The sequence below is a fragment of the Streptomyces sp. NRRL F-5126 genome, from assembly GCF_000721265.1.
Classification (GTDB): Bacteria; Actinomycetota; Actinomycetes; order Streptomycetales; family Streptomycetaceae; genus Streptomyces.
In genome coordinates this window covers 213303-233417 of the sequence record NZ_JOFZ01000004.1, presented here as the reverse complement: position 1 = coordinate 233417, position 20115 = coordinate 213303, and the positions used below count along the sequence as shown (strand labels likewise).

Sequence of the window (20115 nt, the reverse complement as noted above, 5' to 3'; positions counted from 1 at the left end):
GCATACGGGCGGGCAGCGCCAGGCCCAGCGGAACCGCCCCGCGCGCTTCAGCCGCGCGGCAGCCGGCCGAGCTCCCCGGCACGCAGCGCGGCGGCGACCTCGGCGGCGGTCGTCAGGCCCCGCTCGTCGATCTCCTCGGCGATGCGGCGGCGGTAGACCTTCTCGAAGGTGTACATCAGGTCGTCCCCGCTGACGTCCGGGTCGGGCGGGACCCGCTCGGTGATCCGGCGCCGCCAGAACTCGGGCGTCCGCGCGGCTTCCTTGAGGGCGGGGTCAGGGGTGCCGTCGGCCGGAGAGGTCATGATCACATGCTACGGGCGGCGTCAGGGGCGGGCGGCGGCCGCGTCCCCGTCCAGCCGGGTGCGCAGGGTCTCGGCGAAGTCCTCGGCGCGGGACAGCTGGACGCGGAGCCTGTCCACCTGCTCGGCCGCCTCGCGCTCGTACGCGCGCACCCGGTCGAGCAGCGCCTGGCGCTCCTCCTCGGACGCGACGCCCTCGTCGAGGCGGTCGGTCGCCTGGAGCAGGTCTCGCATCTGATCGAGCGTGAAGCCGAGCGGCTTCATCCTGCGGACCACCATCAGCCGCGCCACGTCGGCCTCGGTGTAGAGCCGGAAGCCGCCCCGGGAGCGGGCGGACGGGGTGACCAGTCCGGTCTCCTCGTAGTGGCGGATCGTGCGCAGGGACAGCTCGGTCCGCGCGGCGACCTCGCCGATCCGCATGTGCGTGTGCGCAGCGCCCGTCATCGTGCTCGTTCTCCTCATCGCGGGCCTCATGAACGCGGGCCGCACGCCGAACCGTCCCGCATGCCGGACCGACCCGCGAACCTACCCTAACGTTAGGGTAGGGTTGTCGCGATCACGACGCCGAGTCCCGCAGGAGAGAGTGTGCGCAGGTCCCCGCTGCCCGTCGCCGCCGCCTGTCCGCCGTGATCCTACGCCGCTGACGCGGCACGGCGGAGCGAGCGCAAGCCCTCCGCCCCATCGAAGACTTCCGGCCCGCGCCGCGGGCCGATCGCGGACGGCCGTCCGGTCCTCCGCGCCCTTACCGCCCGACCCGGATCGACTCCGGGCGTGCCCGAGCACGACAGGTTCCGCTTCCTTGTCCACTCCCCTGTCCTCCGCCGCGTCACTGCTGCGCGGCAGCGGACGGCCCTCCTGGCTGTCCCCGAAGGTGCTGCGCACCGAGGCCCTCGCGGGCCTGGTCGTCGGCCTGGCACTGATCCCCGAGGCCATCTCCTTCTCCGTCATCGCCGGCGTCGACCCGAAGGTGGGACTGTTCGCCGCCTGCACCATGGCCATGGTGATCGCGTTCGCCGGCGGCCGTCCCGCGATGATCTCCGCCGCGACCGGCTCCGTCGCCCTGGTCATCGCGCCCGTCGCCCGCCAGTACGGGCTCGGCTACCTGGTGGCCACCGTGATACTCGCGGGCCTCTTCCAGGTGGTGCTCGGCTCCCTCGGCCTCGCCAGGCTGATGCGGTTCGTGCCGCGCAGCGTCATGGTGGGATTCGTCAACGCGCTGGGCATCCTGCTGTTCGTCGCGCAGATCCCCAACCTTCGGGACGTGCCGTGGCCGGTGTATCCGCTCGTCGCGGCCGGGCTCGTGCTGATCCTGCTGTTCCCCCGGCTGACGAAGGCGGTGCCCGCGCCACTGGTGTCCATCGCCGTCCTCACGGTGATCACCGTGGCCGCGGGCATCGCCGTGCCCACGGTCGGCGACAAGGGCAGGCTGCCCTCCTCGCTCCCGGTGCCCGGCCTGCCCGACGTGCCCTTCTCGTTGCACACGCTGACCGTCATCGCCCCGTACGCCTTCGCGATGGCCCTGGTCGGGATCATGGAGTCGATGATGACCGCGAAACTGGTCGACGAACTCACCGACACCGGCTCGAACAAGACCAGGGAAGCGGTCGGGCAGGGCATCGCCAACATCGTCACCGGCTTCTTCGGCGGCATGGGCGGCTGCGGCATGATCGGCCAGACCATGATCAACGTGAAGAGCGGGGCGCGCACCCGGCTCTCGACGTTCCTCGCCGGGTTCTTCCTGCTCATCCTCTGCATCGCGCTCGGACCCGTCGTCTCCGAGATCCCGATGGCCGCGCTGGTCGCCGTGATGGTCCTGGTCGCCGTGGGCACCTTCGACTGGCACTCGATCAAGCCCGCGACTCTCAAGCGGATGCCGATCGGTGAGACGGCCGTCATGGTCATCACCGTCATCGTCGTCGTCGCGACGAGCAACCTGTCCATCGGCGTGGTCGTCGGCTCGGTCACCGCCATGATCATTTTTGCCCGCCGCGTGTCCCACTTCGCCGACGTCACCTCCGTCACCGATCCCGACGGATCGCAGGTCGTCTACGCGATCACCGGCGAGCTGTTCTTCGCCTCCTCCAACGAACTGGTCACGCGGTTCGACTACGCGGGCGACCCGGACAAGGTCGTCATCGACCTCACCGACGCGCACATCTGGGACGCGTCGTCGGTCGCCGCGCTGGACGCCATCGAGACCAAATACCGGGAGCGCGGCAAGAGCGTCGAGATCGTCGGGCTCAACCGCCCGAGCGCGCACCTGCACGGCCGGCTCAGCGGGGAGCTGACCGGGAGCCACTGACCCGGTCAGGGTCCACGCCTACGACCGCCGGCGGGGCTTGCCGCGCCGGCCGCGCTCGGGGCGGCCGGAAGTGGCGCGGCGGTTCTTCGCGGCCGACCTTCCCTCCGCCTTGCCCGTGCCGGAGCCGCCGCGCCCTGAGCCACCGCGCCCCGAGCCGGACGCGGGCTTGGCGGGCGGGTTCGCGGGACGCCCGCGCGAGCTGTTGACGGTGCGACCGCGGACGATCCCGATGAAGGTCTCCACGCGCTCCGTCGTCGCGTCCTGCGGCCAGGAGAGCGCGACCCGCGACTCGGGGGCGCCGATCAGCGGCCGGTAGGTGAGGTCCCTGCGGTGGTGGAGGCGGGCCAGGGACTGCGGCACCACGAGGAGGCCCACGCCCGCGGCCACGAGTTCCACGGCGTCGGCCGTGGTGGCCGGGCGCTGGAGCGCGGGAAGGCCGGGCGGCCGCTGCCAGCCGAGAGTGTCGTCCAGGGGGTGCAGCACGACCTCGTCGGCCAGCTCCTCCGCCGACACCTCGTCGACCGCTGTCACGACGTGGTCCTTCGGGGCGACGACCACCGTCGTCTCCGTGTAGAGGGGGATGGCACTGAGATCGTCGCCGTCCACCGGGAGCCTGACGAAGCCCGCGTCCGCCTCGCGGTCGCGCAGCACGCCGAGCACCTGGGCCGCGGCCACCGGACGCAGGACCAGCGGCACGCCGGGCACGCGCTCGTGCCAGATACGCACCCACTTCGAGGGGGTCACGCCCGGTACGTACGCGAGCCGGAACGCGGTCGGTGCCTCCGTGCCTGTCACCCCGCAAGGTTAGCCGCTCGTGGTCGGGACCCGCGCACGCGCTGGATACCCTGGACGGCATGACGTCGCACCAGAACACCCAGACGATGAAGCCCGCGACCGCGGCGAAGAAGCTGGGTGTGTACCTCGAAGCCACCCCCGCCGAGTTCCGTGAGGGTGCCGTCTCGCGCGCCGAGCTGAACGCCCTCCAGGCAGACCCGCCCGCGTGGCTGCGGGAGCTGCGCCGCGACGGCCCGCACCCGAGGCCGGTCGTCGCCGCGAAGCTGGGCGTGTCCATCGCCGGACTCGCGCGTGGCGGGGTGACGGAGGCGCTCACCACCGAGCAGATCGAGTCGCTCAAGTCGGACGAGCCCGAGTGGCTGCGGCGGGAGCGCACCACCCAGGCCGAGGTCAGGCAGGAAGCGGCGCGCATCAAGGAGCGCGACACCCAGCGTGCCAAAGCAACAGATTCAGACATCACCAAGAGGTCCTGAAAGAAAAAAGCAACAAATATTGACGCAATCGACCAGTGGGCGTACCTTCCGAGCCAGTCGCCGGCAGGGGTGAACTCTGCCGCTGTGCAGGCGAGTTCATGCTCCATCCCCCATCCAGGAGCGCTCATGGTCGCAATGAGATCCCCCATCGCGAGACTCGTCCAGGTCACCGTCGCGGGGTCCGCCCGCCGGTACGCGCGGGCCTTGCTGTCCGCCGTGGCGGCCGTCGGGCTCGTCGTCGGTGTCCTGATCACTCTTCCCGGTACGGCGCAGGCGGCGGGTTCGCTGCCGTGTGACATTTACGGTGCGGCGGGTACGCCGTGTGTGGCGGCGCACAGTACGACGCGTGCGTTGTTCTCGTCGTACGACGGGCCGCTGTATCAGGTGAAGCGGGCGTCGGACGGTGCCACGTCGGACATCGGTGTGCTCTCGCCCGGCGGTTACGCGAACGCCGAGGCACAGGACACGTTCTGCGGGAACACCACGTGCCGTATCAGCAGGGTGTACGACCAGACGTCGCGTCACAATGATCTGCTGCCGGGTCCTGCGGGGACGTCGGGTATGGGTGCGGATCGTGGTGCGGACGCGGGTGAGTTGTCGGTGACGGCGGGTGGGCACAAGGTGTACGGCATCTGGGTCTCGCCCGGGGTCGGCTACCGCTCGCGGGGAGCGGCGTCCGGTACCGCCGTGAACGGTCAGGCCGAGGGCGCGTACATGGTCGCCAGCGGCACCCACGTGAATTCCGCCTGCTGCTTCGACTACGGCAACGCGGAGGCGACACCCGCCGACACCGGCAACGGCCACATGGACGCCGTGTCCATCGCGACGACCTGCTACTTCGCTCCATGCACGGGCTCGGGCCCGTGGGTCGAGGCCGACATGGAGAACGGCATGTTCCAGGGGGACAACGGCTCCAACACCGCCAACAAGGGCAACAGCAGTTCCTTCGTCACGGCGGTGCTGAAGAACAACGGGCAGACCAGGTATGCGCTCAAGGGAGGCGATGCGCAGTCCGGCGGGTTGTCGACGTGGTGGGACGGTTCGCTGCCCACTCGGGGCGGCTACATGCCGATGCATCAGGAGGGCGGCATCATCCTGGGCACCGGTGGCGACAACAGCAACTGGAACAGGGGCACCTTCTTCGAGGGTGTGATGGTCGCCGGGTATCCGACGGACGCGGCGGAGAACGCGGTGCAGGCCAACATCGTCTCCGTCGGATACTCGGGCGAGACGAACGTGCCCAACGGGCCCCAGGGCACGATCACGGGACCGGGCGGCAAGTGCGTGGACGTGGCCGCCGACGACACCGGTGTCAACGGCACGGCCGTGCAGTTGTGGGACTGCCAGTCGTACGCGGAGGACCAGCACTGGCGGCACAACGCCGACGGTTCGCTGTCCACCATCGGGCGCTGCCTCGACATCGACGGCAACGGCACCGCCAACGGCACCCAGGTCGAGCTGTGGGACTGCAACGGCGTGGGCGGCCAGCAATGGGTGCAGCGCTCCGACGGATCGCTGTTCAACCCGCAGTCCGGACGCTGCCTCGACTCGCCCAACGGCGCCACCGGCAACGGCACCCGGCTGCGGATCTGGGACTGCAACAACTCCGCCGCACAGAAGTTCACCGTCAACGGCGGCAGCCCCATCACCGCCCCCGGCAACACCTGCGTCGACGTCGCGGCGGACGACACCGGCTCCAACGGGTCCCCTGTGCAACTGTGGGGCTGCCAGAGCTGGGCAGTCGACCAGCACTGGTTCCACAACACGAACGGCACGCTGCGGACCCTGGGCCGCTGCCTCGACATCGACGGCAACGGCACCGCCAACGGCACCCAGGTCGAACTGTGGGACTGTGACGGCGCGGGTGGTCAGGTGTGGCAGCAGCGGAGCGACGGCTCGCTGCTGAACCCGCAGTCGGGACGCTGCCTCGACTCCCCGAGCGGCGCGACCGCCAACGGCACCCGCCTGCAGATCTGGGACTGCAACAACTCCACCGCCCAGAAGTTCACGCTCGGCTGACCAGGCGCGATACAGCGGAGGGGGCGTGGCGGCTGTGCCACGCCCCCTCCGCTTCAGTGTGGCCCGTCAGCGCCCGAGCGTCGCGCGCAGCGAGGGCTGGAGCAGGTCGCCGTGGGCGCGCACCATGTCGTCGCACAGGTCCCAGATGGCCTCCACGGTCAGCGTGGCCGCGGTCGACGGGTCGGTCATGGCCGCGTGCCTGATGTGCCGGGGCTCGTCCTCGACGGCGGCTCGTACGACGAGGTCGTTCATGGACAGGTACGTGCGGTTGAGTGCCGCGCACTGCGGCGGGAGTGCCCCGACGCGCGTGGGCTGGACGCCCAGTGCGTCGACGAGGCAGGGCACTTCGACCGTGCCGTCGGACGGCAGGTTGTCGATGAGTCCGTGGTTCGGGACGTTTCCGTAGACCGTGCGCGGTGTGCCGGTGGTGATGGAGTGGATGATCTGCGGCGCGTACTCCATGGTGGACTCGAAGGCGAGTGGCTCACCGGCGGCGAGCGCCCTGCGGGTCTCCTCGTAGGCGGCAACGTTCTCGTCGACGATGCCGAGGTACTCGCCGACGGACAGGCGCAGCCGGTCGATCTCGCTGTCGTGGTGCAGGTACCACGGCACGTACTCGCTGGAGTGCTCGCTGGTCTCGGTCGGGTAGTAGCCGAGCCGTCGGTACATGTCCACGCGTACCCTGCGCCGCAGTTGGGCGTCGCCGGCGATCAGCTCGTCCAGGCGCGGGTAGAGGTCCTCGCCGTCGTGCTCGAAGCGCAGCACCCACGCCTGGTGGTTGACGCCCGCCGCGTGGTACCTGACCTCCTCGAAGGGCACACCCACGAGTTCCGCCAGGTCGTGCATCGTCCAGAACACCGAGTGGCACAGGCCGACCACGCGGGTCAGTCCCGTGGCCCGCGCCAGGTACTGGATGTTCATCGCCATCGGATTGGTGTAGTTGAGCAGCCAGGCGTCCGGGCAGACGGCGGCGATGTCCTCGCCGAGCGCCTTGAGCAGCGGGAAGGTGCGCAGTGCGCGGAAGATGCCGCCGACACCGAGTGTGTCCCCGATGGTCTGGCGCACGCCGTGGCGCGCGGGGACCTCGAAGTCGGTCCTGGTCGCCTCGCGCATGCCCACCTGGACGATGTTGATGACGAAGTCGGCTCCCTCCAGCGCCTCACGCCGGTCGGCGTGGGCGGTGATGCGGGGGGACGCCTGCCGCTCGCCCGCGATGAAGCGGGCGGCTCCGTGCGCGGTGGCAAGCCGCTCCGCGTCGATGTCGTGCAGGGCGATGTGCACGTCCTTCAACTCGGGGAAGGCGAAGATGTCCGCCAGGAGGCCCTGGGTGAAGACGACGCTGCCCGCGCCGATGAACACGATCTTCTTTGCGGTCATTGCTCTTTCTCGTTCTGTTGGCAACAGCTTGTCAGCCCTTGAGGCCGCTGGAGGTGATGGACTGGATGAACGACTTCTGGGCGCCGAGGAAGGCGAGCAGGACGGGCAGCACGGTGATGACGTTGCCCGCCATGACGGCGGACCACTTGGTGTGGTGCTGGCCCTGGAACGTGGTCAGGCCGAGTTGCAGTGTGTAGTGCGTGTCGTGGTTGATGGCGATCAGTGGCCACGTCAGGTCGTTCCATGTGGAAAGGAACGTGAGGACGGCGACGGTGGCGAGGGCGGGCCGTGACAGTGGCAGCACGATGCGGAAGAGCACCCGCAACCGTGAGCATCCGTCGATCCAGGCGGCCTCCTCCAGTTCCCTGGGCAGGGAGAGGAAGAACTGCCGCAGCAGGAACACCGCGAACGGTGTCACCAGGGAAGGCACGATCAGCGCGCCGAGTGTGTCGATCAGCCCGAGCTTCTTCATGACCAGGAACGTGGGGATCATGGTCAGCTGGAAGGGGATCGCCATCGTCGCAAGCATCAGCACGAGCAGGACGCGGGAGCCGGCGAACCTCATACGCGCGAAGGCGTAGCCGCCCAGCGAGCCGAAGACGAGGTTGGAGGCGACGGCGACGGCCGAGACGATCAGCGAGTTGGCGAACCACCGCGGGAACATGGCATTGCCGAGCACGTAGCGGTAGCCGTCGAGGTGGATCCCCGAGGGCCACAGCGCGGGCGGGAACCTGTTGATCTCCGCGTCGCTCATCACGGAGCTGAGGACGAGCCAGACCATGGGCAGCGCGAAGATGATGCCCAGCGGTGCCAGCAGCAGGTGCCACTTGCTGAACGGCAGCAACCGGCGGCGTGGGCGGGGTCCGGCCGCGGGCGCCGGGGTGTGCGGGTGGACATCGCTCGCCGGGGTGGTGGTGGTCGCGGTCATCGGGCTGCTCCCTCGGCGGTGGCGGACTTGCGGCGCCTGGCCAGCCGCATGGCTCCTCCGACCACCAGCAGGGCCAGTGCGAGGACGTAGGCAGCCGACGCCCCGTAGCCGGCGGTGAAGTTCTTGAACGCCTGCTCCCAGATGAAGTAGACGATGACGGTGGTCGAGCCGAGTGGCCCGCCCTTGGTGGTGACGTACACCAGGTCGAACACCTGGAGGGACTGGAGTGTCTGCCACATCACCAGGAACACACTGACCGGGGTGAGCGTCGGCAGGACGACGTGGCGCAGCAGGTGCCGGCGGCCCGCCCCGTCCAGCTTCGCCGCCTCGATCAGGTTCTGCGGCACGTCCTGAAGCGCCGCGAGGTAGATGACCACGCAGAACCCGGTGCCGCTCCACAGCGAGACGGCAACGAGGACGGGGAGCGCCTGGTTCGGATCCGTGAGGAAGCCCTGGGAGGGCAGGCCGAGCTTGTTCAGCACGGAGTTGGCCGCACCGAACTGGGGGTCGAGGATGAAGGAGAACAACACGCCCTGCGCCGTCTCGGAGATGATGAACGGGACGAAGATCAGCGTCCGGTACAGCCCGACGAGTTTGATGCGGCGGTTCAGCACCAGGGCGAGCAGCAGGCCGAGGACGATGCTCAGCGGCACGTAGAGCACCGTGTAGAGCAGTGTGTTGCCGACGGCCTGGCTGAAGTGCGGGTCCTCGGTCAGCGCGCGGTAGTTGTCGAGCCCGACCCAGTGGCTCGGCGTGACCAGGTCGTCCGCCCGGAACGACAGCAGAAGCGACCAGATGACGGGCACGACGCTGAGACCGATGATGATCAGTACGGCGGGGAGGACGAACCCCCAGGCGGTGGCGGACTCGCGGCGGCGGCCGCGGCGTTTGGCGCGCAGTTGGCGCTCGTGGTCGGGGAGCGTGAACGGGGTGGGCAGTGCGGACATCGAAACGCTCCTCAACGCGGGATGACGAGGGCGGCCTTGGCCTCGGAGGCGCAGCGGCGCATCGCCTGCGCCGGGCTGCTCTTGCCGAGCAGCACGGCCACGATGGCCTGGCCGAGCGCCGTGGACACCTGTGCGTAGGCGGGATGTGCGGGGCGCACGCGCGCCGAGTCGAGCGCCTTGGTGAAGACGTCGAGCCCGGTGGTCGCGGCGGCGTGCGCCCGCCAGGTGGGCTCGTCCTCGCTGCGCCGGCTCAGCGGCAGGCTGCCTGCCTCGATGTCCCAGTGCACGTCCTGGTCGGGCTGGGCGAGCCAGGACACGAAGGTGCGGGCTGCCTTCGAACGCGCGCTCCCGTTGTCGAAGACCGTCCAGGTGTCGGGGCCGGATATGGTGACGGGCTTGCCGCTGTAGCTCGGCAGCGGCACCACCGCGTAGTCGATCTTCGCCTGGCGGATGTCGGGGAGTTGCCAAGGTCCTGTGACGACCATGCCCATGCGGCCGGACGCGAAGACCTGGTACATCTGCTCGCTGCCGGGCTTGGGGTCGATGTAGACGCTCTTGGCGCGCGCGAGTGCCTGCACGGTCTCCAGGGCACGGGCGCCGGAGTCCTCGAAGCCGATGCTGCGCCCGTCCGCGCCGATGACGTCCCCGCCGAGGTCCCACACCATCGGCCACAGCCGCCAGACGGTGTCCTCGTCCCCCACACCTGGCCAGCCGGTGCCGAACGTGCCGCGCCCCGAGTCTGTGAGGCGGTGGGCGACGTCGACGAAGTCCCGCCAGGTCCAGCCCGCTTCGGGCAGGTCGACGCCTGCCTGGCGGAACAGCTTCTTGTTGCACACCACGGCGAGTGAGTCGAGGAGCGCGGGCGAGGCGCGTACGCGCCCGTTGATGGTGACGGCCTCCCTGGCGGGTCCCCAGTAGTTCTTCCAGGGCGTGGGCGCGGAGTGCACCGTGTCGGTCAGGTCGACGACCTGCGGGCTGCGGGCCACGCCGGCAAGGTCGGAGCCGAAGATGTAGGCGATGTCGGGGTAGGAGCCGGAGGCCAGGGCCGCGGTGACCTTCTGGAGCATCGCGTCGGCCAGCACGCCCCCGCTGAGGTCCACGCGGATGTGCGGGTGGAGGCGGGTGAACCGCGCCACCAGGCGCTTGATGGCCGCAAGACCGGTGTCGGTCTGGCCGTGCCACATGTTGATCGTGACCGAGCCGTCGGGGCTCACACCGTCGCTCACGCCGCCGCCGCACCCGGCGAGGAGGGCGGTCGCGGCGGCCCCCGAACCGGCGAGCAGCACGCTGCGGCGCGGATGCAGGGCGGGATGGTGCTGGCCGAGTGCCACTGGACCTCCAGGTGGGGATCGAAAAGCGCGGGTCGGGGACGGGCGTGGCCCGGGCGGCGGAACGGTACGGTGCGGCGCTGCGCGGCGTGCTGCCGCGGGCTTCCGTGGGCGCCGGCACGGTGGCACCACGGGGACGGCGGCGCGAAACAGGGCCCCGGTACGTGGACGCCGGCGGGAAGGGCCCGCGGCCCGGCTACGGGTGGTCGCCGACGTGGTCGGCGCGGCGGGCAGCAGGGGCGCTGCGCGACCCCCGCGTGCACCGGCGGCGGGCGCAGGGGCGGCGGGACCCCGGGAGGAGGCGGACGTTCATCATCGAGCTCCGGCGGTGGCGGGCACGTCCCCGCCTCGGGCGGTGTCGACCACCGCCCTGGCGACTTTGTCCGGGCTCGCGGCATCACACCGTCCACCGGCTGGGCGTACCTCTGACGCCGACCACTGGTGCGGCGTCGCCAGCAGTAAATCGAGCAGTATTCGTCATGTCAAGGGTTCGAATCTGATCAGAACTGCGCACTGGATTGGGGCCGTCACGAGGGGAAAACGTCCTCTGTGCGGCCGTGGGATCTCTATTGAGAGGCTCCGACGAGTGCGAATGGCTATGCTGCGGGCATGCTGAGAACTGAGCGCCATGCGCGCATCCTTGAGCATGTCTCCGCGAAGGGCAGCGTGGGCGTCGAGGAGTTGTCCCGGCTGCTGCATGTCTCAGGGGCCACGGTGCGGCGCGATCTCCAGCACCTGCACGCCCTCAACCTCCTGCGGCGTACACACGGCGGTGCGGCGGTGGGGAACATCGGCCTCGAAGCACCACTGCAGTACCGCAGCGAGCGGCGCAGGCCGGAGAAACTGGCCATCGCCCGCGCCGCGGCCGCGCTGGTGCCGGCGGGCGCGGTGGTCGGGATGACGGGCGGGTCGACAGCGACGGAGATCGCCCGGCTGCTCGCCGAGCGCGGCCCGGTCACCATCGTCACCAACGCGGTGAACATCGCGGCGGAGCTGGTCCTGCACAAGGACGTCACCCTCGTCGTCATCGGTGGCACCGCGCGCACCGAGAGCTACGAACTGGTCGGCCCCACCGCGGAGAAGGCGCTCACCGAATACCACACCGATGTGACGTTCCTCGGCGTCGACGGCATCAGTGCCGCGCACGGCTGCACCACGCACGACCAGCTGGAGGCCGCGACCGACCGCGCCTTCACCAACAGCAGCAGCCGCACGGTGGTCGTCGCGGACAGCTCGAAGATCGGCAAGGTCACGCTGGCGAAGATCTGCCCGCTGGCGGCGGTCGGGCACCTCGTGACGGACGGCGAGGCCGCGCAGGAGGAACTGGAGCGCATAGCGGCCGCGGGGGTCCCGGTGACCTCGGTCTGACGCGCGTCACCCGTCGGCGAGGCGCTGGATGGCGGCGCTCAGCCACGCCTGGAGATCAGCCGGGTGGCCGAGTTCGGAACGCAGGACACGGCGGCGCGTGGAGACCCCGAGCACGAAGGCGTCGATCGCCGCGGCTCGTCCGCGGGCGTCCGTGTCGTCAAGGCTGCTGTCGCGCAGGTAGTGGTGCAGCGGCTCCAGCGAGTTCGTGTCGAGGAAGGCGGCCAGCGCCTCCGCGGCCTCCGGGCGTTCCCCGGATGCGCGTTGAAGCACCAGCAGCGGATCCTCTCCGGGGTCGCTGAACCAGCGCTGCACGATGCTCGCCGCGAGACGTGAACCCAGCGTGGAGCGGTCGCCGACGAAAGGGTTGGAGACAGGAATCCGCACCTGGGTCGCCGCGAGGAACAGGCCGTCCTTGCCGCCGAAGTACCGCGTGATGAGGTTGGGCGACACCCCGGCCGCGTCTGCCACGCCTTTGACCGTGGCCGCCGCGTACCCGCGCTGGGCGAACTGGCGTTGCGCGTGCTCAAGGATCCGCTGCTTGGTGGCGGCCGCATTGCGGTAAGTCATGTGTATGAGCGTACACAGTTTGTGTACGCTCATACACATGACCAACGAGATACGGGAACGACTCCGGCGGACGCGGCGCGTCACCACCCCGTGGAGCGACGACGAGGCGCGCGGCATCAGCGGAACCCGCCTCGACGAGCTGCTCGAACGCTGGGCGAACGGGTACGACTGGGGCGTGCACGAGCGCCGCATCGGCGCGTACCCCTGGGTGACGGTGCGGGCAGGCGGCACCGACCTGCGGGTGATCCATCAGCGGTCCGCGGACCCGGACGCCCCGGCTGTCGTGCTGCTGCACGGCTGGCCCGACTCGGTGCTGCGGTTCGAACGCGTTCTGCCCCTGCTCGCGGACATGCACGTGGTGGTGCCCGCGCTGCCGGGCTTCCCGTTCTCGGCCCCGCTCACCGTTCCGGGTATGTCGTTCAACCGGATCGCCGGGATCGTCGCGGACGCCATGGATCACCTCGGCTATCGGCGCTACACGCTGTCCGGCGGCGACGTGGGGGGCGCCGTCGCGGAGCTCCTCGCGGCCGAACACCCGGACCGGGTGGCTGCCCTGCACCTCACGAACACCGCCCCGCAGCACGCGTTCACCGCCGACCCGGCGAAGCTCGCCCCCGACGCGGCGGCCCACCTCCGCCGCTCGGCTCAGTGGTTCAAAGCCGAGGGCGGGTACATCGCGGAGCAGTCGACTCGGCCGAACACACTCGCCGTCGCCCTCGGCGACTCACCCGCGGGGCTCGCGGCGTGGATCGTCGAGAAACTGGAGTCCTGGTCCGACGAGTCGGCCTTCACCCCGGACGAGCTTCTCACCTGGGTCACCGCCTACTGGGTCACCGGCACGATCGGCACCTCCTTCGCCGCCTATGCCGAACCGGCCGCCTTCCCCGACCGGATCGACACGCCGACCGTGCTCTCCGTGTTCGCGCACGACACCAAACCGGAGCCACGAAGCTATGCCGAGGCGTTCCTGAACATCTGCCACTACGTGGAACACCCTGCCGGCGGCCACTTCGCGGCCTGGGAACAGCCCGCGGCGTACGCCGACGACGTACGCCGCGCGGTCGAATCGAGCGGCTGAGGGCGGCCCGCGGCTTGCGGTTGCCGCTGCGTCAACTCCTACGGTCGTCCGTGTGGCCGGAGGTACCGGCCCGGTGATGGGAGGCACGGCAATGTCCTGGTCGATCGCGGACGTGGCCCGGATGTCCGGGGTGACGTCCCGGACGCTGCGGCACTACGACGCCATCGGCCTGCTGCCGCCCGCGCGCATCGGATCCGGCGGGCACCGCTACTACGAGGACGCGGACCTGCTGCGGCTGCAGCAGATCCTGCTGATGCGGGAGCTGGGCCTGGGGCTGCGCGCGATCCAGGCGGTGCTGGACAGCCAGGTCGACCGCGTGACCGTGCTGCGCGAGCACCACCGGCGGCTCCTGTGCGAGCGCGACCGGCTGGACACGCTCGTACGCACGGTCGGGCGGACCATCGCCGAACTGGAGGAGAAGGACGGCAGCGCCATGACGAAGATCAATAGGCCGGAGAACCTCTTCGAGGGTTTCCAGGCATCGTCCGCCGACGCCCGGGCCATGGACGCGGAGGCGAGAGAGCGGTGGCCACGGGCGTGGGAGGAGTCCCGGCAGGCCATACAGGGAATGACCGACGCCGACCAGGAGCAGTGGCAGCGTGAGGTGACGGCGCAGATGATCCGCGTGGCGGAGTTCATGGTGGCCGGCACACCGGTCGCCGATCCCGCCGTACAGGCCGAGATGGACGCGCACTACCGGGGCGTGTGCCGGTTCTGGACGCCGGACGCGGCCGCGTACAGGGGCCTGGCCCAGACGTACGTGGACGACCCCAGGATGCGCGTGAACTACGACAGGATCGCCGACGGGCTGGCCGTCTACCAGCGTGACGCGATGGTCGTCTACGCCGGGACCCGGCTGGGCTGACGGCACCCGTCCGGGCGCGCTCGGCGATGCTCCTCGCGGGCAGCCATCGGCGGTGCGCCGCAGGCGGCTGCGCGCCGGGCCACCATCGCGACGCCGGTGCGCTCAGAGGGACTCGCGGGCCTCGGCCGTGGGTGACATGTCCGCGTAGCGGTCGCCGCCACCCGCCCGGCCATCGGTTCGAGCAGGGCCAGTTCGCCGGGGATCGGCACCACGGCCGGTCCGTGCACTTCGGCCGCCCACTGCTGCGCTCGGGCCAGGGCGGTCTGCGCCGTCGTGGCGCCGTGCTCGTCCGCGATCTCGCGCATCGGCGCGAGGGCGACGCCGAGCCCGGCGGCCGCGGCGACCGCGCTGCGCTGCGGGCACCCGCCGGGCGCCGTAACGACGGCAGACGGCAGACGGGCTTGAACCTCACGCCGCGTGAGGATGCATCGTTGTCCCATGGACGTTTCCGGGACCTGGAAGGTGGGCCCACTCGCCGAGGCCAGTGGGGTGACGGTGCGCACGCTGCACCATTGGGACTCCATCGGCCTGCTCAGCCCGTCGCGGCGCACGCCCGGCGGGCACAGGGAGTACGCGGAGGAGGACCTCGTGCGCCTGTACCAGATCCTGGCGCTGCGCGGGCTGGGGTTGAGCCTGGAGTCCGTCGCCGCCTGCCTCGATGCCGGGGTGGAGCCTGCGCGCCTGGTCCGTGACCATCTGGCCGGCGTCGAGGCGTCCATCGCCGCGCTCGGCGCGCTGCGCGAGCGACTGGTGCGGCTCGAAGGGGAGCTGTCCGACGGCCGGGCTCCGACGGCCACGGCTCTGCTCGACGCGCTGCGGGCAATCGGTGCCGCAGGGCCCGAGGCTCAACAGGCGCTGCTGCGCCACCTGGACGCCGACCAGGTCCAGCTCCTGCGCACGCGCACCGCCGCGCTCGGTCCGGCGGCGCACTATCTCCTCGAGGTCGAGTGGCCGGAGCTGTACCGCAGGGCGGACCGGCTGCGCGCGGCCGGGACCGCACCGACCGATGACAGGGTCCGCCGGCTGGTGGCCCGAATGGACGAGTTGAGCGCGCTGTTCACCGGCGGTGACGCGGGCGTCTCGGCCGGCGTGCGGCAGGCCTGGCACGACGATCCCGCCGCCGTGTCCGGTGAGGCCGGCGCGCCGGCCGACGACTGGCGGGACCTGGCCGACTACCTCGCACGGGCCCGCGACAGCTCAGCCCCCGGCAAGGAGCTTCCCGGCAAAAGGTTTCCCAGTAAGGGGTCCTCATGAATCGCCGTACACGTGTGCGCATCGCGTTCGCGTCAACAGTGCCCACTTTCCTGGCCGTTGCCGCATGCTGCCTCCTGGCTGCCGTCGGCTCCGTGGCGTGGAGCCTTCTGCTCGCCGTGGCGGTCTCGATTCCGGTGCATGCGGCCTTCACCTATGCGCGTCTCGGCCGGAGGCTGCCGGACGCGGGCGCCGCCGGCCAGGACCGCGCGTAGCGGGCGCCGTCACGACGTCGCCGGCTGCGCGGCCGCCTTCGCGGGGGCCTCGGACGCGCGGCGCAGGGCGACCAGCGTGAACAGGCAGCAGGCCAGTGCCGCGGCGCCGCAGACCACGTAGCCGACCGCGTATCCGTGGCCGAGCGCGTGCAGGGCCAGGTCGGACGCCTTGCCGACCGTGCTCGTGGCGGGCTGGTCCTCCACGGGCAGCGGGCTGCCCGTCTGAGCCGCGAGCGTGCCCGCGGCGGCCTTGACGTCGGAGGGCAGCGAGGAGCCGGCGAGCGCGCTGGTGAAGGCGGCGGACGAGCGGGCCGCGGCGACGGCGCCGATGACTGCCGGGCCGAGCGTGAAGCCGAAGTCGCGCAGCATGCTGGTGGTGGCGCTGGCCATGCCCGACAGGTGGTGCGGCACCGTTCCGACCACCGTCTCCGTCACGGACGAGACGACCAGGCTGAACCCGACGCCCACGAGGCCGAGCGGCACGATGAGGGACGGCAGGGTGGAGTCGGTGACGGGCAGCCGGCCTGCGAGGAAGTCGCCCACCGCCATGAGCACGAACCCGGCGCCCAGCACCCAGCGCGGTTCGAGTGTCGCCATGAGGCGTGCGGTCAGCGGCATGAGGAAGATCGTCAAACCGCTGAGCAGCAGGAACGCGACCGCTATGCGCAGTGAACTCTGGTGCTGCACGGGGCCCATGCGCAGGCTGGTGGTGAACGCCGTGCCGAGGAAGGCGAACATGCCGATGACAGTGACCGCGGAGGCGACCGCGAACGCCCGGTTGCGGAAGAGGCCGAGTCGCAGCAGCGGGTTGCGCACCCGCAGCTCCACGACGATGAACAGGGCGATGGACAGGGCCGCCACGATGAACGCCGTGACCACGAGCGGACTCCGCCAGCCGTCCGAAGCGCCCTGGATGACGCCGAACAGCAGGGCGCACAGGCCGATGCCGATCGTCGTCTGGCCGGCCGGGTCGAGCGAACGGCCCTCGGGGGACGTGGACTCCTGCGCCCCGAACCAGCTCAGCCCTGTGCCCACGACCGCCAGAACGACCACCACGATGAAGGCCCAGCGCCAGGTGGCATAGGTGGCCGTGAGGCCGCCGAGCAGGGGCGCGAGGAAGTTGCCCGTGGACAGGATGGCGGCCCACAGCGCGATCATGCGGGCGCGCCTGCCCGGCGCGGGCGAACCGGACATGAGCATCGCGAGCGACGTGGGGAAGAGCGCCGCGCAGCCGAGACCCGCGACGATCTGCCCGGCCCACATCACGTGGACGCCGTCGGCCGACGCGGAGACAGCCTCGCCGATCGCCAGCAGCAGGGCGCCGACCATGAGCAGGCGTTTGCGGCCGAACAGGTCGCCCAGGACGCCGAAGGTGAGTTCCAGCACGGTGATGGGCAGCAGCGAGCAGTCGGATATCCACGTCAGTTGCGAGCCGACCGGATGGAACTCCTCCTGGAACACGCCGTTGAGCGTCGCGGGCATGGCCAGACCGATCTGCGCGAGGCAGACAGCGACAAGCGCGGCCACGACCGTCCCCGTGCGGACCGCGCCCCTGTTCTCGTCCGGAGTGTCGTGCTGTGTCGTCGTCGGCATGGCGTCCTTCGCTGTCGGTGGGCTCGGCGCTGTGCCGGACCGTAGACGCGCGCCGACGAGCGGCACAAGAGTTGCGACCTAAATTGTTGACGATTTTGTGGACGGCACCTAGGGTCGGCGCCACCCAGCAGCCGTCCCTCGAACGAAGGATCACCGGCCGTGGCACCCTCGCACGAGATCGCACACCTCGCCCACGTCGAACTGCTCACCCCTGAGCCGGAGAAGAGCCTGGACTTCTTCACCCGCGTACTCGGGCTCACCGAGAACGGCACGGAAGGCGACTCCGTCTACCTGCGCACCTGGGACGACTACGAGCACCACTCGCTCAAGCTGACGGCGCACCACACCTCGGGCATCCGCCGCACCGCCCTGCGCGCATCGAGCCAGGAAGCCCTCGACCGCAGGGTCGAGGCGATCGAACGGGCGGGCCTCGGTATCGGCTGGCGTGACGGCGGTCCCGGACTCGGGCCCACGTACCTGTTCCGTGACCCGGACGGCCACGAGATGGAGGTCTACTGGGAGAGCGAGTGGTACGAGGCCCCGCCCGAGCTGGCCCCGGCGCTCAAGAACCAGCCGCAGGCGTACCCGGCGCGCGGGGTGTCGGTGCGCCGCCTGGACCACGTCAACTTCCTCGCCGCCGAGGTGGAGGCGACCACCGGGTTCGTGCAGGACGTGCTCGGCGCCCATGCCACCGAGCAGATCAGGCAGGACGACGGTGTCATCGCGGGACGGTGGCTCACCTTCACCAACAAGTCCTACGACATGGTCTACACGCGGGACTGGACGGGCAGCAACGGCCGGCTGCACCACATCGCGTTCGCCACCGACACGCGCGAGGACATCCTGCGCGCCGCCGACATCTTCCTGGAGAACGGCGTCTTCATCGAGACGGGTCCCCACAAGCACGCCATCCAGCAGACGTTCTTCCTCTACGTCTACGAACCGGGCGGCAACCGCGTCGAGTTGTGCAATCCGCTCACCCGGCTCGTCCTCGCACCCGACTGGCGCACGGTGACCTGGACGCAGGCGGAGCGCGCCAAGGGGCAGGCGTGGGGGCTGAAGACGATCGAGTCCTTCCACACCCACGGCACTCCCCCGGTCGGCCCCGGCTGAGCGGCCGTGTCACGCGTTCAGCGGCCCAGCGCCTTGCGCAGTTCCCGCTTGTTCATCGACGAGCGGCCCTCGACGTTCTTCTTCTTGGCCTCTTCGTAGAGCTGGTCCTTGGTGGGCCCGCCCGGGCCGCTGTGCGAGCGCTCGCCACCGCGCTGCGAGGCGGACTTGGGGTCGCGCGTGGACACCCTGCCCGACGACTTGGCCTCACCCGAACGGGCACGCTCCTTGTTGACCGTGCGGGAGGCGATCTCCCTGGCGCGCCCCTCGGAGGTGCCGCGCTTCTCGGCGCCCTCCTTGATGTGCTCGTACTGGCGTTCACGCTTGCTGCTGGATCCCGCTGGCATCGGCTCTGACCTCCGTGTCCGGTTCCCTTGCGGTGCCCGGGTACCCGGCACGGGCCGGTTCAGGCACGTTCAGGGCTTGAGCGGAATCTTCACGAGGACGACGCGGGCGCACCGCACCGCGGGCGGCTCAGCCGGCCCCGGGCAGGCACACCTCCAGCGTTCCGTCCGCGCCGGTCCTCGTCTCGAAGCACGGCTGAGGGGCGGTGGCGGGCCCGCTCACGGGCTCGCCGTCGGCGAGGCGGAAGACACTGCCGTGCCAGGGGCACTCGACGCAGCCGTCGCGCACGGTGCCGTCCGAGAGGGGTCCCGACTGGTGGCTGCAACGCTCGGCCAGGACGTCGACCCGGTCGTCCGCGTGCCGGAACACCAGCAGCGGGACCTCGCCGAGTTGCCGCCGTACAGGTTCCCCGACGGGCAGGCCGTCCAGCGCGCAGAGCGCCTGCCAGCCGGGTTCCAGCAGGTGCGGTACGGGCTCCGCCTTGTTGGCGCCGGCCCCCTGGCGGTACGCGAGGTGCCCGCCGAGTGCGCCGGACGCTCCGGCCACGGCGAGACCCGCGTAGGCGAGCGCCCGTCCCCGTCCCGTCCTCCCGCGGCCGCGCGCCACCCAGGACGACGCGTACAGCCACACCGCCACCACGTTGCCGGCGGCGTGCACGAGGCCGGTGCGCATCTGCTGCTCGTGCTGCTCGGCCCAGTCGACCCAGCCGGCCAGCCCCGCGGGTCCTGCGGCGAGCAGGCCGACGCCGATGAGCGCGCGGCTCTGGCGTGCGCTGCCCGGCACGGCGTCCAGCACGGCCGCCGACAGCCACGCGCCGATCGGCACCTGCACCAGGAAGGGGTGCAGCGGGTGCCCGACGTCCAGGCCGTGCAGCACGTCACGGGCCCGGCCGAGCGGCAGGGCCCGTACGGCGCTCTGCATCGGCTTGATCAGGGGGTCGATGCGGTCCCACTCCCCGAGGGCGTCGAACGCCTTCACGGAGGCGGCGAGGGCGCCGTGAAGGAGGCTGCCCTGCCCGGACCTTGCCGGGGTCACCGCGGGTTTCGTGTGTTTCGTCGCCGGTACGCGCATGACCAACGGTGTTGCCGTCACCGAGCGATTCCAAACCGTTGTGCGTCCCAACGAGTCCGGACCAAGAGCACGTGCCGGACGGAGGGGGCGGGCCGGCTGTGGTGAGCGCTTGCTCCGGTCCCGGTGGATGTGCGCGACGGCATCCGTGGCACGGCGCCGCCCAAGTGGCGGGTGTGGGCGTCGA

At 70.7% G+C, this 20115-nt stretch carries 20 protein-coding genes; 9 read left to right on the top strand and 11 right to left on the bottom strand.

The features are described 5' to 3' along the window. Positions 1–47: 47 nt before the first annotated feature. Both IH48_RS0109510 and IH48_RS0109505 read right to left on the bottom strand, forming a co-directional pair. Complete coding sequence (locus tag IH48_RS0109510; protein WP_158710268.1) at positions 48–302, bottom strand: hypothetical protein; 255 nt, start codon at positions 300–302, stop codon at positions 48–50. Positions 303–323: 21 nt separating this feature from the next. Then, positions 324–743 carry a MerR family transcriptional regulator gene (locus IH48_RS0109505; RefSeq protein WP_030901768.1) on the bottom strand — a complete coding sequence of 140 codons (420 nt, stop codon included), beginning with the start codon at positions 741–743 and terminating at the stop codon, positions 324–326. Positions 744–1098: 355 nt separating this feature from the next. On the opposite strand from IH48_RS0109505, the gene IH48_RS0109500 reads away from it, so the two are divergent. Then, complete coding sequence (locus IH48_RS0109500; protein ID WP_030901765.1) at positions 1099–2601, top strand: SulP family inorganic anion transporter; 1503 nt, start codon at positions 1099–1101, stop codon at positions 2599–2601. A gap of 18 nt (positions 2602–2619) precedes the next feature. Here the strand turns inward: IH48_RS0109500 and IH48_RS0109495 are convergent, their stop codons facing one another. After that, a complete protein-coding gene (locus IH48_RS0109495) occupies positions 2620–3396 on the bottom strand; it encodes a LysR family substrate-binding domain-containing protein (RefSeq protein ID WP_030901763.1) in 777 nt (258 codons plus the stop codon). Between the two features lie 59 nt (positions 3397–3455). On the opposite strand from IH48_RS0109495, the gene IH48_RS0109490 reads away from it, so the two are divergent. Continuing rightward, positions 3456–3869, top strand: a complete 414-nt coding sequence (locus IH48_RS0109490) for a DUF5997 family protein (protein WP_030901761.1) — start codon at positions 3456–3458, stop codon at positions 3867–3869. 126 nt (positions 3870–3995) lie between these two features. Further along, a complete protein-coding gene (locus IH48_RS0109485; protein ID WP_420705461.1) occupies positions 3996–5888 on the top strand; it encodes an arabinofuranosidase catalytic domain-containing protein in 1893 nt (630 codons plus the stop codon). A gap of 66 nt (positions 5889–5954) precedes the next feature. Here IH48_RS0109485 and IH48_RS0109480 read toward each other — a convergent pair whose 3' ends face one another. Genes IH48_RS0109480 through IH48_RS0109465 form a run of 4 tightly spaced genes read right to left on the bottom strand, consistent with a single transcriptional unit; the run spans position 5955 to position 10471 of the window. Next, the gene (locus IH48_RS0109480; protein WP_030901758.1) at positions 5955–7265 is read right to left on the bottom strand and encodes an alpha-glucosidase/alpha-galactosidase; all 1311 of its coding nucleotides are present in this window, start codon (positions 7263–7265) and stop codon (positions 5955–5957) included. 31 nt (positions 7266–7296) lie between these two features. Continuing rightward, positions 7297–8193 (bottom strand): carbohydrate ABC transporter permease, encoded by an 897-nt coding sequence (locus IH48_RS0109475; protein ID WP_030901755.1) that lies wholly within the window; start codon positions 8191–8193, stop codon positions 7297–7299. Next, positions 8190–9140 carry a carbohydrate ABC transporter permease gene (locus tag IH48_RS0109470; protein ID WP_030901751.1) on the bottom strand — a complete coding sequence of 317 codons (951 nt, stop codon included), beginning with the start codon at positions 9138–9140 and terminating at the stop codon, positions 8190–8192. Before IH48_RS0109470 ends, IH48_RS0109475 begins: the two co-directional genes overlap by 4 nt. Before the next feature lie 11 nt (positions 9141–9151). Continuing rightward, on the bottom strand, positions 9152–10471 hold the full coding sequence (locus IH48_RS0109465; protein ID WP_107059269.1) for an ABC transporter substrate-binding protein: 1320 nt from the start codon (positions 10469–10471) through the stop codon (positions 9152–9154). Between the two features lie 606 nt (positions 10472–11077). On the opposite strand from IH48_RS0109465, the gene IH48_RS0109460 reads away from it, so the two are divergent. Continuing rightward, positions 11078–11836, top strand: coding sequence for a DeoR/GlpR family DNA-binding transcription regulator (locus IH48_RS0109460; RefSeq protein WP_030901746.1), 759 nt, complete (start codon positions 11078–11080; stop codon positions 11834–11836). Between the two features lie 6 nt (positions 11837–11842). Here the strand turns inward: IH48_RS0109460 and IH48_RS0109455 are convergent, their stop codons facing one another. Then, complete coding sequence (locus IH48_RS0109455) at positions 11843–12403, bottom strand: TetR/AcrR family transcriptional regulator (protein ID WP_030901744.1); 561 nt, start codon at positions 12401–12403, stop codon at positions 11843–11845. 37 nt (positions 12404–12440) lie between these two features. Here IH48_RS0109455 and IH48_RS0109450 point away from each other — a divergent pair, with 37 nt between their 5' ends. From IH48_RS0109450 to IH48_RS33110, 4 genes are all read left to right on the top strand, one after another. Then, complete coding sequence (locus IH48_RS0109450) at positions 12441–13481, top strand: epoxide hydrolase family protein (protein ID WP_030901743.1); 1041 nt, start codon at positions 12441–12443, stop codon at positions 13479–13481. 91 nt (positions 13482–13572) lie between these two features. Continuing rightward, a complete protein-coding gene (locus tag IH48_RS0109445; RefSeq protein ID WP_030901741.1) occupies positions 13573–14346 on the top strand; it encodes a MerR family transcriptional regulator in 774 nt (257 codons plus the stop codon). A gap of 438 nt (positions 14347–14784) precedes the next feature. Continuing rightward, a complete protein-coding gene (locus tag IH48_RS0109435) occupies positions 14785–15600 on the top strand; it encodes a MerR family transcriptional regulator (RefSeq protein WP_107059268.1) in 816 nt (271 codons plus the stop codon). Beyond that, positions 15597–15812, top strand: a complete 216-nt coding sequence (locus tag IH48_RS33110; RefSeq protein ID WP_037841432.1) for a hypothetical protein — start codon at positions 15597–15599, stop codon at positions 15810–15812. Before IH48_RS0109435 ends, IH48_RS33110 begins: the two co-directional genes overlap by 4 nt. A gap of 9 nt (positions 15813–15821) precedes the next feature. Here IH48_RS33110 and IH48_RS0109425 read toward each other — a convergent pair whose 3' ends face one another. After that, on the bottom strand, positions 15822–17405 hold the full coding sequence (locus IH48_RS0109425) for an MFS transporter (RefSeq protein ID WP_051839455.1): 1584 nt from the start codon (positions 17403–17405) through the stop codon (positions 15822–15824). 159 nt (positions 17406–17564) lie between these two features. Here IH48_RS0109425 and IH48_RS0109420 point away from each other — a divergent pair, with 159 nt between their 5' ends. Beyond that, entirely contained in the window at positions 17565–18518 is a 954-nt protein-coding gene (locus IH48_RS0109420; RefSeq protein ID WP_030901732.1) for a catechol 2,3-dioxygenase, read from the top strand. A gap of 17 nt (positions 18519–18535) precedes the next feature. Here IH48_RS0109420 and IH48_RS0109415 read toward each other — a convergent pair whose 3' ends face one another. Next, positions 18536–18862, bottom strand: a complete 327-nt coding sequence (locus IH48_RS0109415) for a hypothetical protein (protein WP_030901729.1) — start codon at positions 18860–18862, stop codon at positions 18536–18538. Positions 18863–18989: 127 nt separating this feature from the next. Beyond that, positions 18990–19895 carry a Rieske 2Fe-2S domain-containing protein gene (locus IH48_RS0109410; protein ID WP_234434189.1) on the bottom strand — a complete coding sequence of 302 codons (906 nt, stop codon included), beginning with the start codon at positions 19893–19895 and terminating at the stop codon, positions 18990–18992. Between the last annotated feature and the right edge of the window lie 220 nt (positions 19896–20115).

Coding starts and splice junctions, on each gene's coding strand:
- IH48_RS0109510 (WP_158710268.1), bottom strand. CDS start 302: ATGACCTCTCCGGCCGACGGCACCCCTGACCCCGCCCTCAAGGAAGCC.
- IH48_RS0109505 (WP_030901768.1), bottom strand. CDS start 743: ATGACGGGCGCTGCGCACACGCACATGCGGATCGGCGAGGTCGCCGCG.
- IH48_RS0109490 (WP_030901761.1), top strand. CDS start 3,456: ATGACGTCGCACCAGAACACCCAGACGATGAAGCCCGCGACCGCGGCG.
- IH48_RS0109485 (WP_420705461.1), top strand. CDS start 3,996: ATGGTCGCAATGAGATCCCCCATCGCGAGACTCGTCCAGGTCACCGTC.
- IH48_RS0109480 (WP_030901758.1), bottom strand. CDS start 7,265: ATGACCGCAAAGAAGATCGTGTTCATCGGCGCGGGCAGCGTCGTCTTC.
- IH48_RS0109475 (WP_030901755.1), bottom strand. CDS start 8,193: ATGACCGCGACCACCACCACCCCGGCGAGCGATGTCCACCCGCACACC.
- IH48_RS0109470 (WP_030901751.1), bottom strand. CDS start 9,140: ATGTCCGCACTGCCCACCCCGTTCACGCTCCCCGACCACGAGCGCCAA.
- IH48_RS0109460 (WP_030901746.1), top strand. CDS start 11,078: ATGCTGAGAACTGAGCGCCATGCGCGCATCCTTGAGCATGTCTCCGCG.
- IH48_RS0109455 (WP_030901744.1), bottom strand. CDS start 12,403: ATGACTTACCGCAATGCGGCCGCCACCAAGCAGCGGATCCTTGAGCAC.
- IH48_RS0109450 (WP_030901743.1), top strand. CDS start 12,441: ATGACCAACGAGATACGGGAACGACTCCGGCGGACGCGGCGCGTCACC.
- IH48_RS0109445 (WP_030901741.1), top strand. CDS start 13,573: ATGTCCTGGTCGATCGCGGACGTGGCCCGGATGTCCGGGGTGACGTCC.
- IH48_RS0109435 (WP_107059268.1), top strand. CDS start 14,785: ATGGACGTTTCCGGGACCTGGAAGGTGGGCCCACTCGCCGAGGCCAGT.
- IH48_RS33110 (WP_037841432.1), top strand. CDS start 15,597: ATGAATCGCCGTACACGTGTGCGCATCGCGTTCGCGTCAACAGTGCCC.
- IH48_RS0109425 (WP_051839455.1), bottom strand. CDS start 17,405: ATGCCGACGACGACACAGCACGACACTCCGGACGAGAACAGGGGCGCG.
- IH48_RS0109415 (WP_030901729.1), bottom strand. CDS start 18,862: ATGCCAGCGGGATCCAGCAGCAAGCGTGAACGCCAGTACGAGCACATC.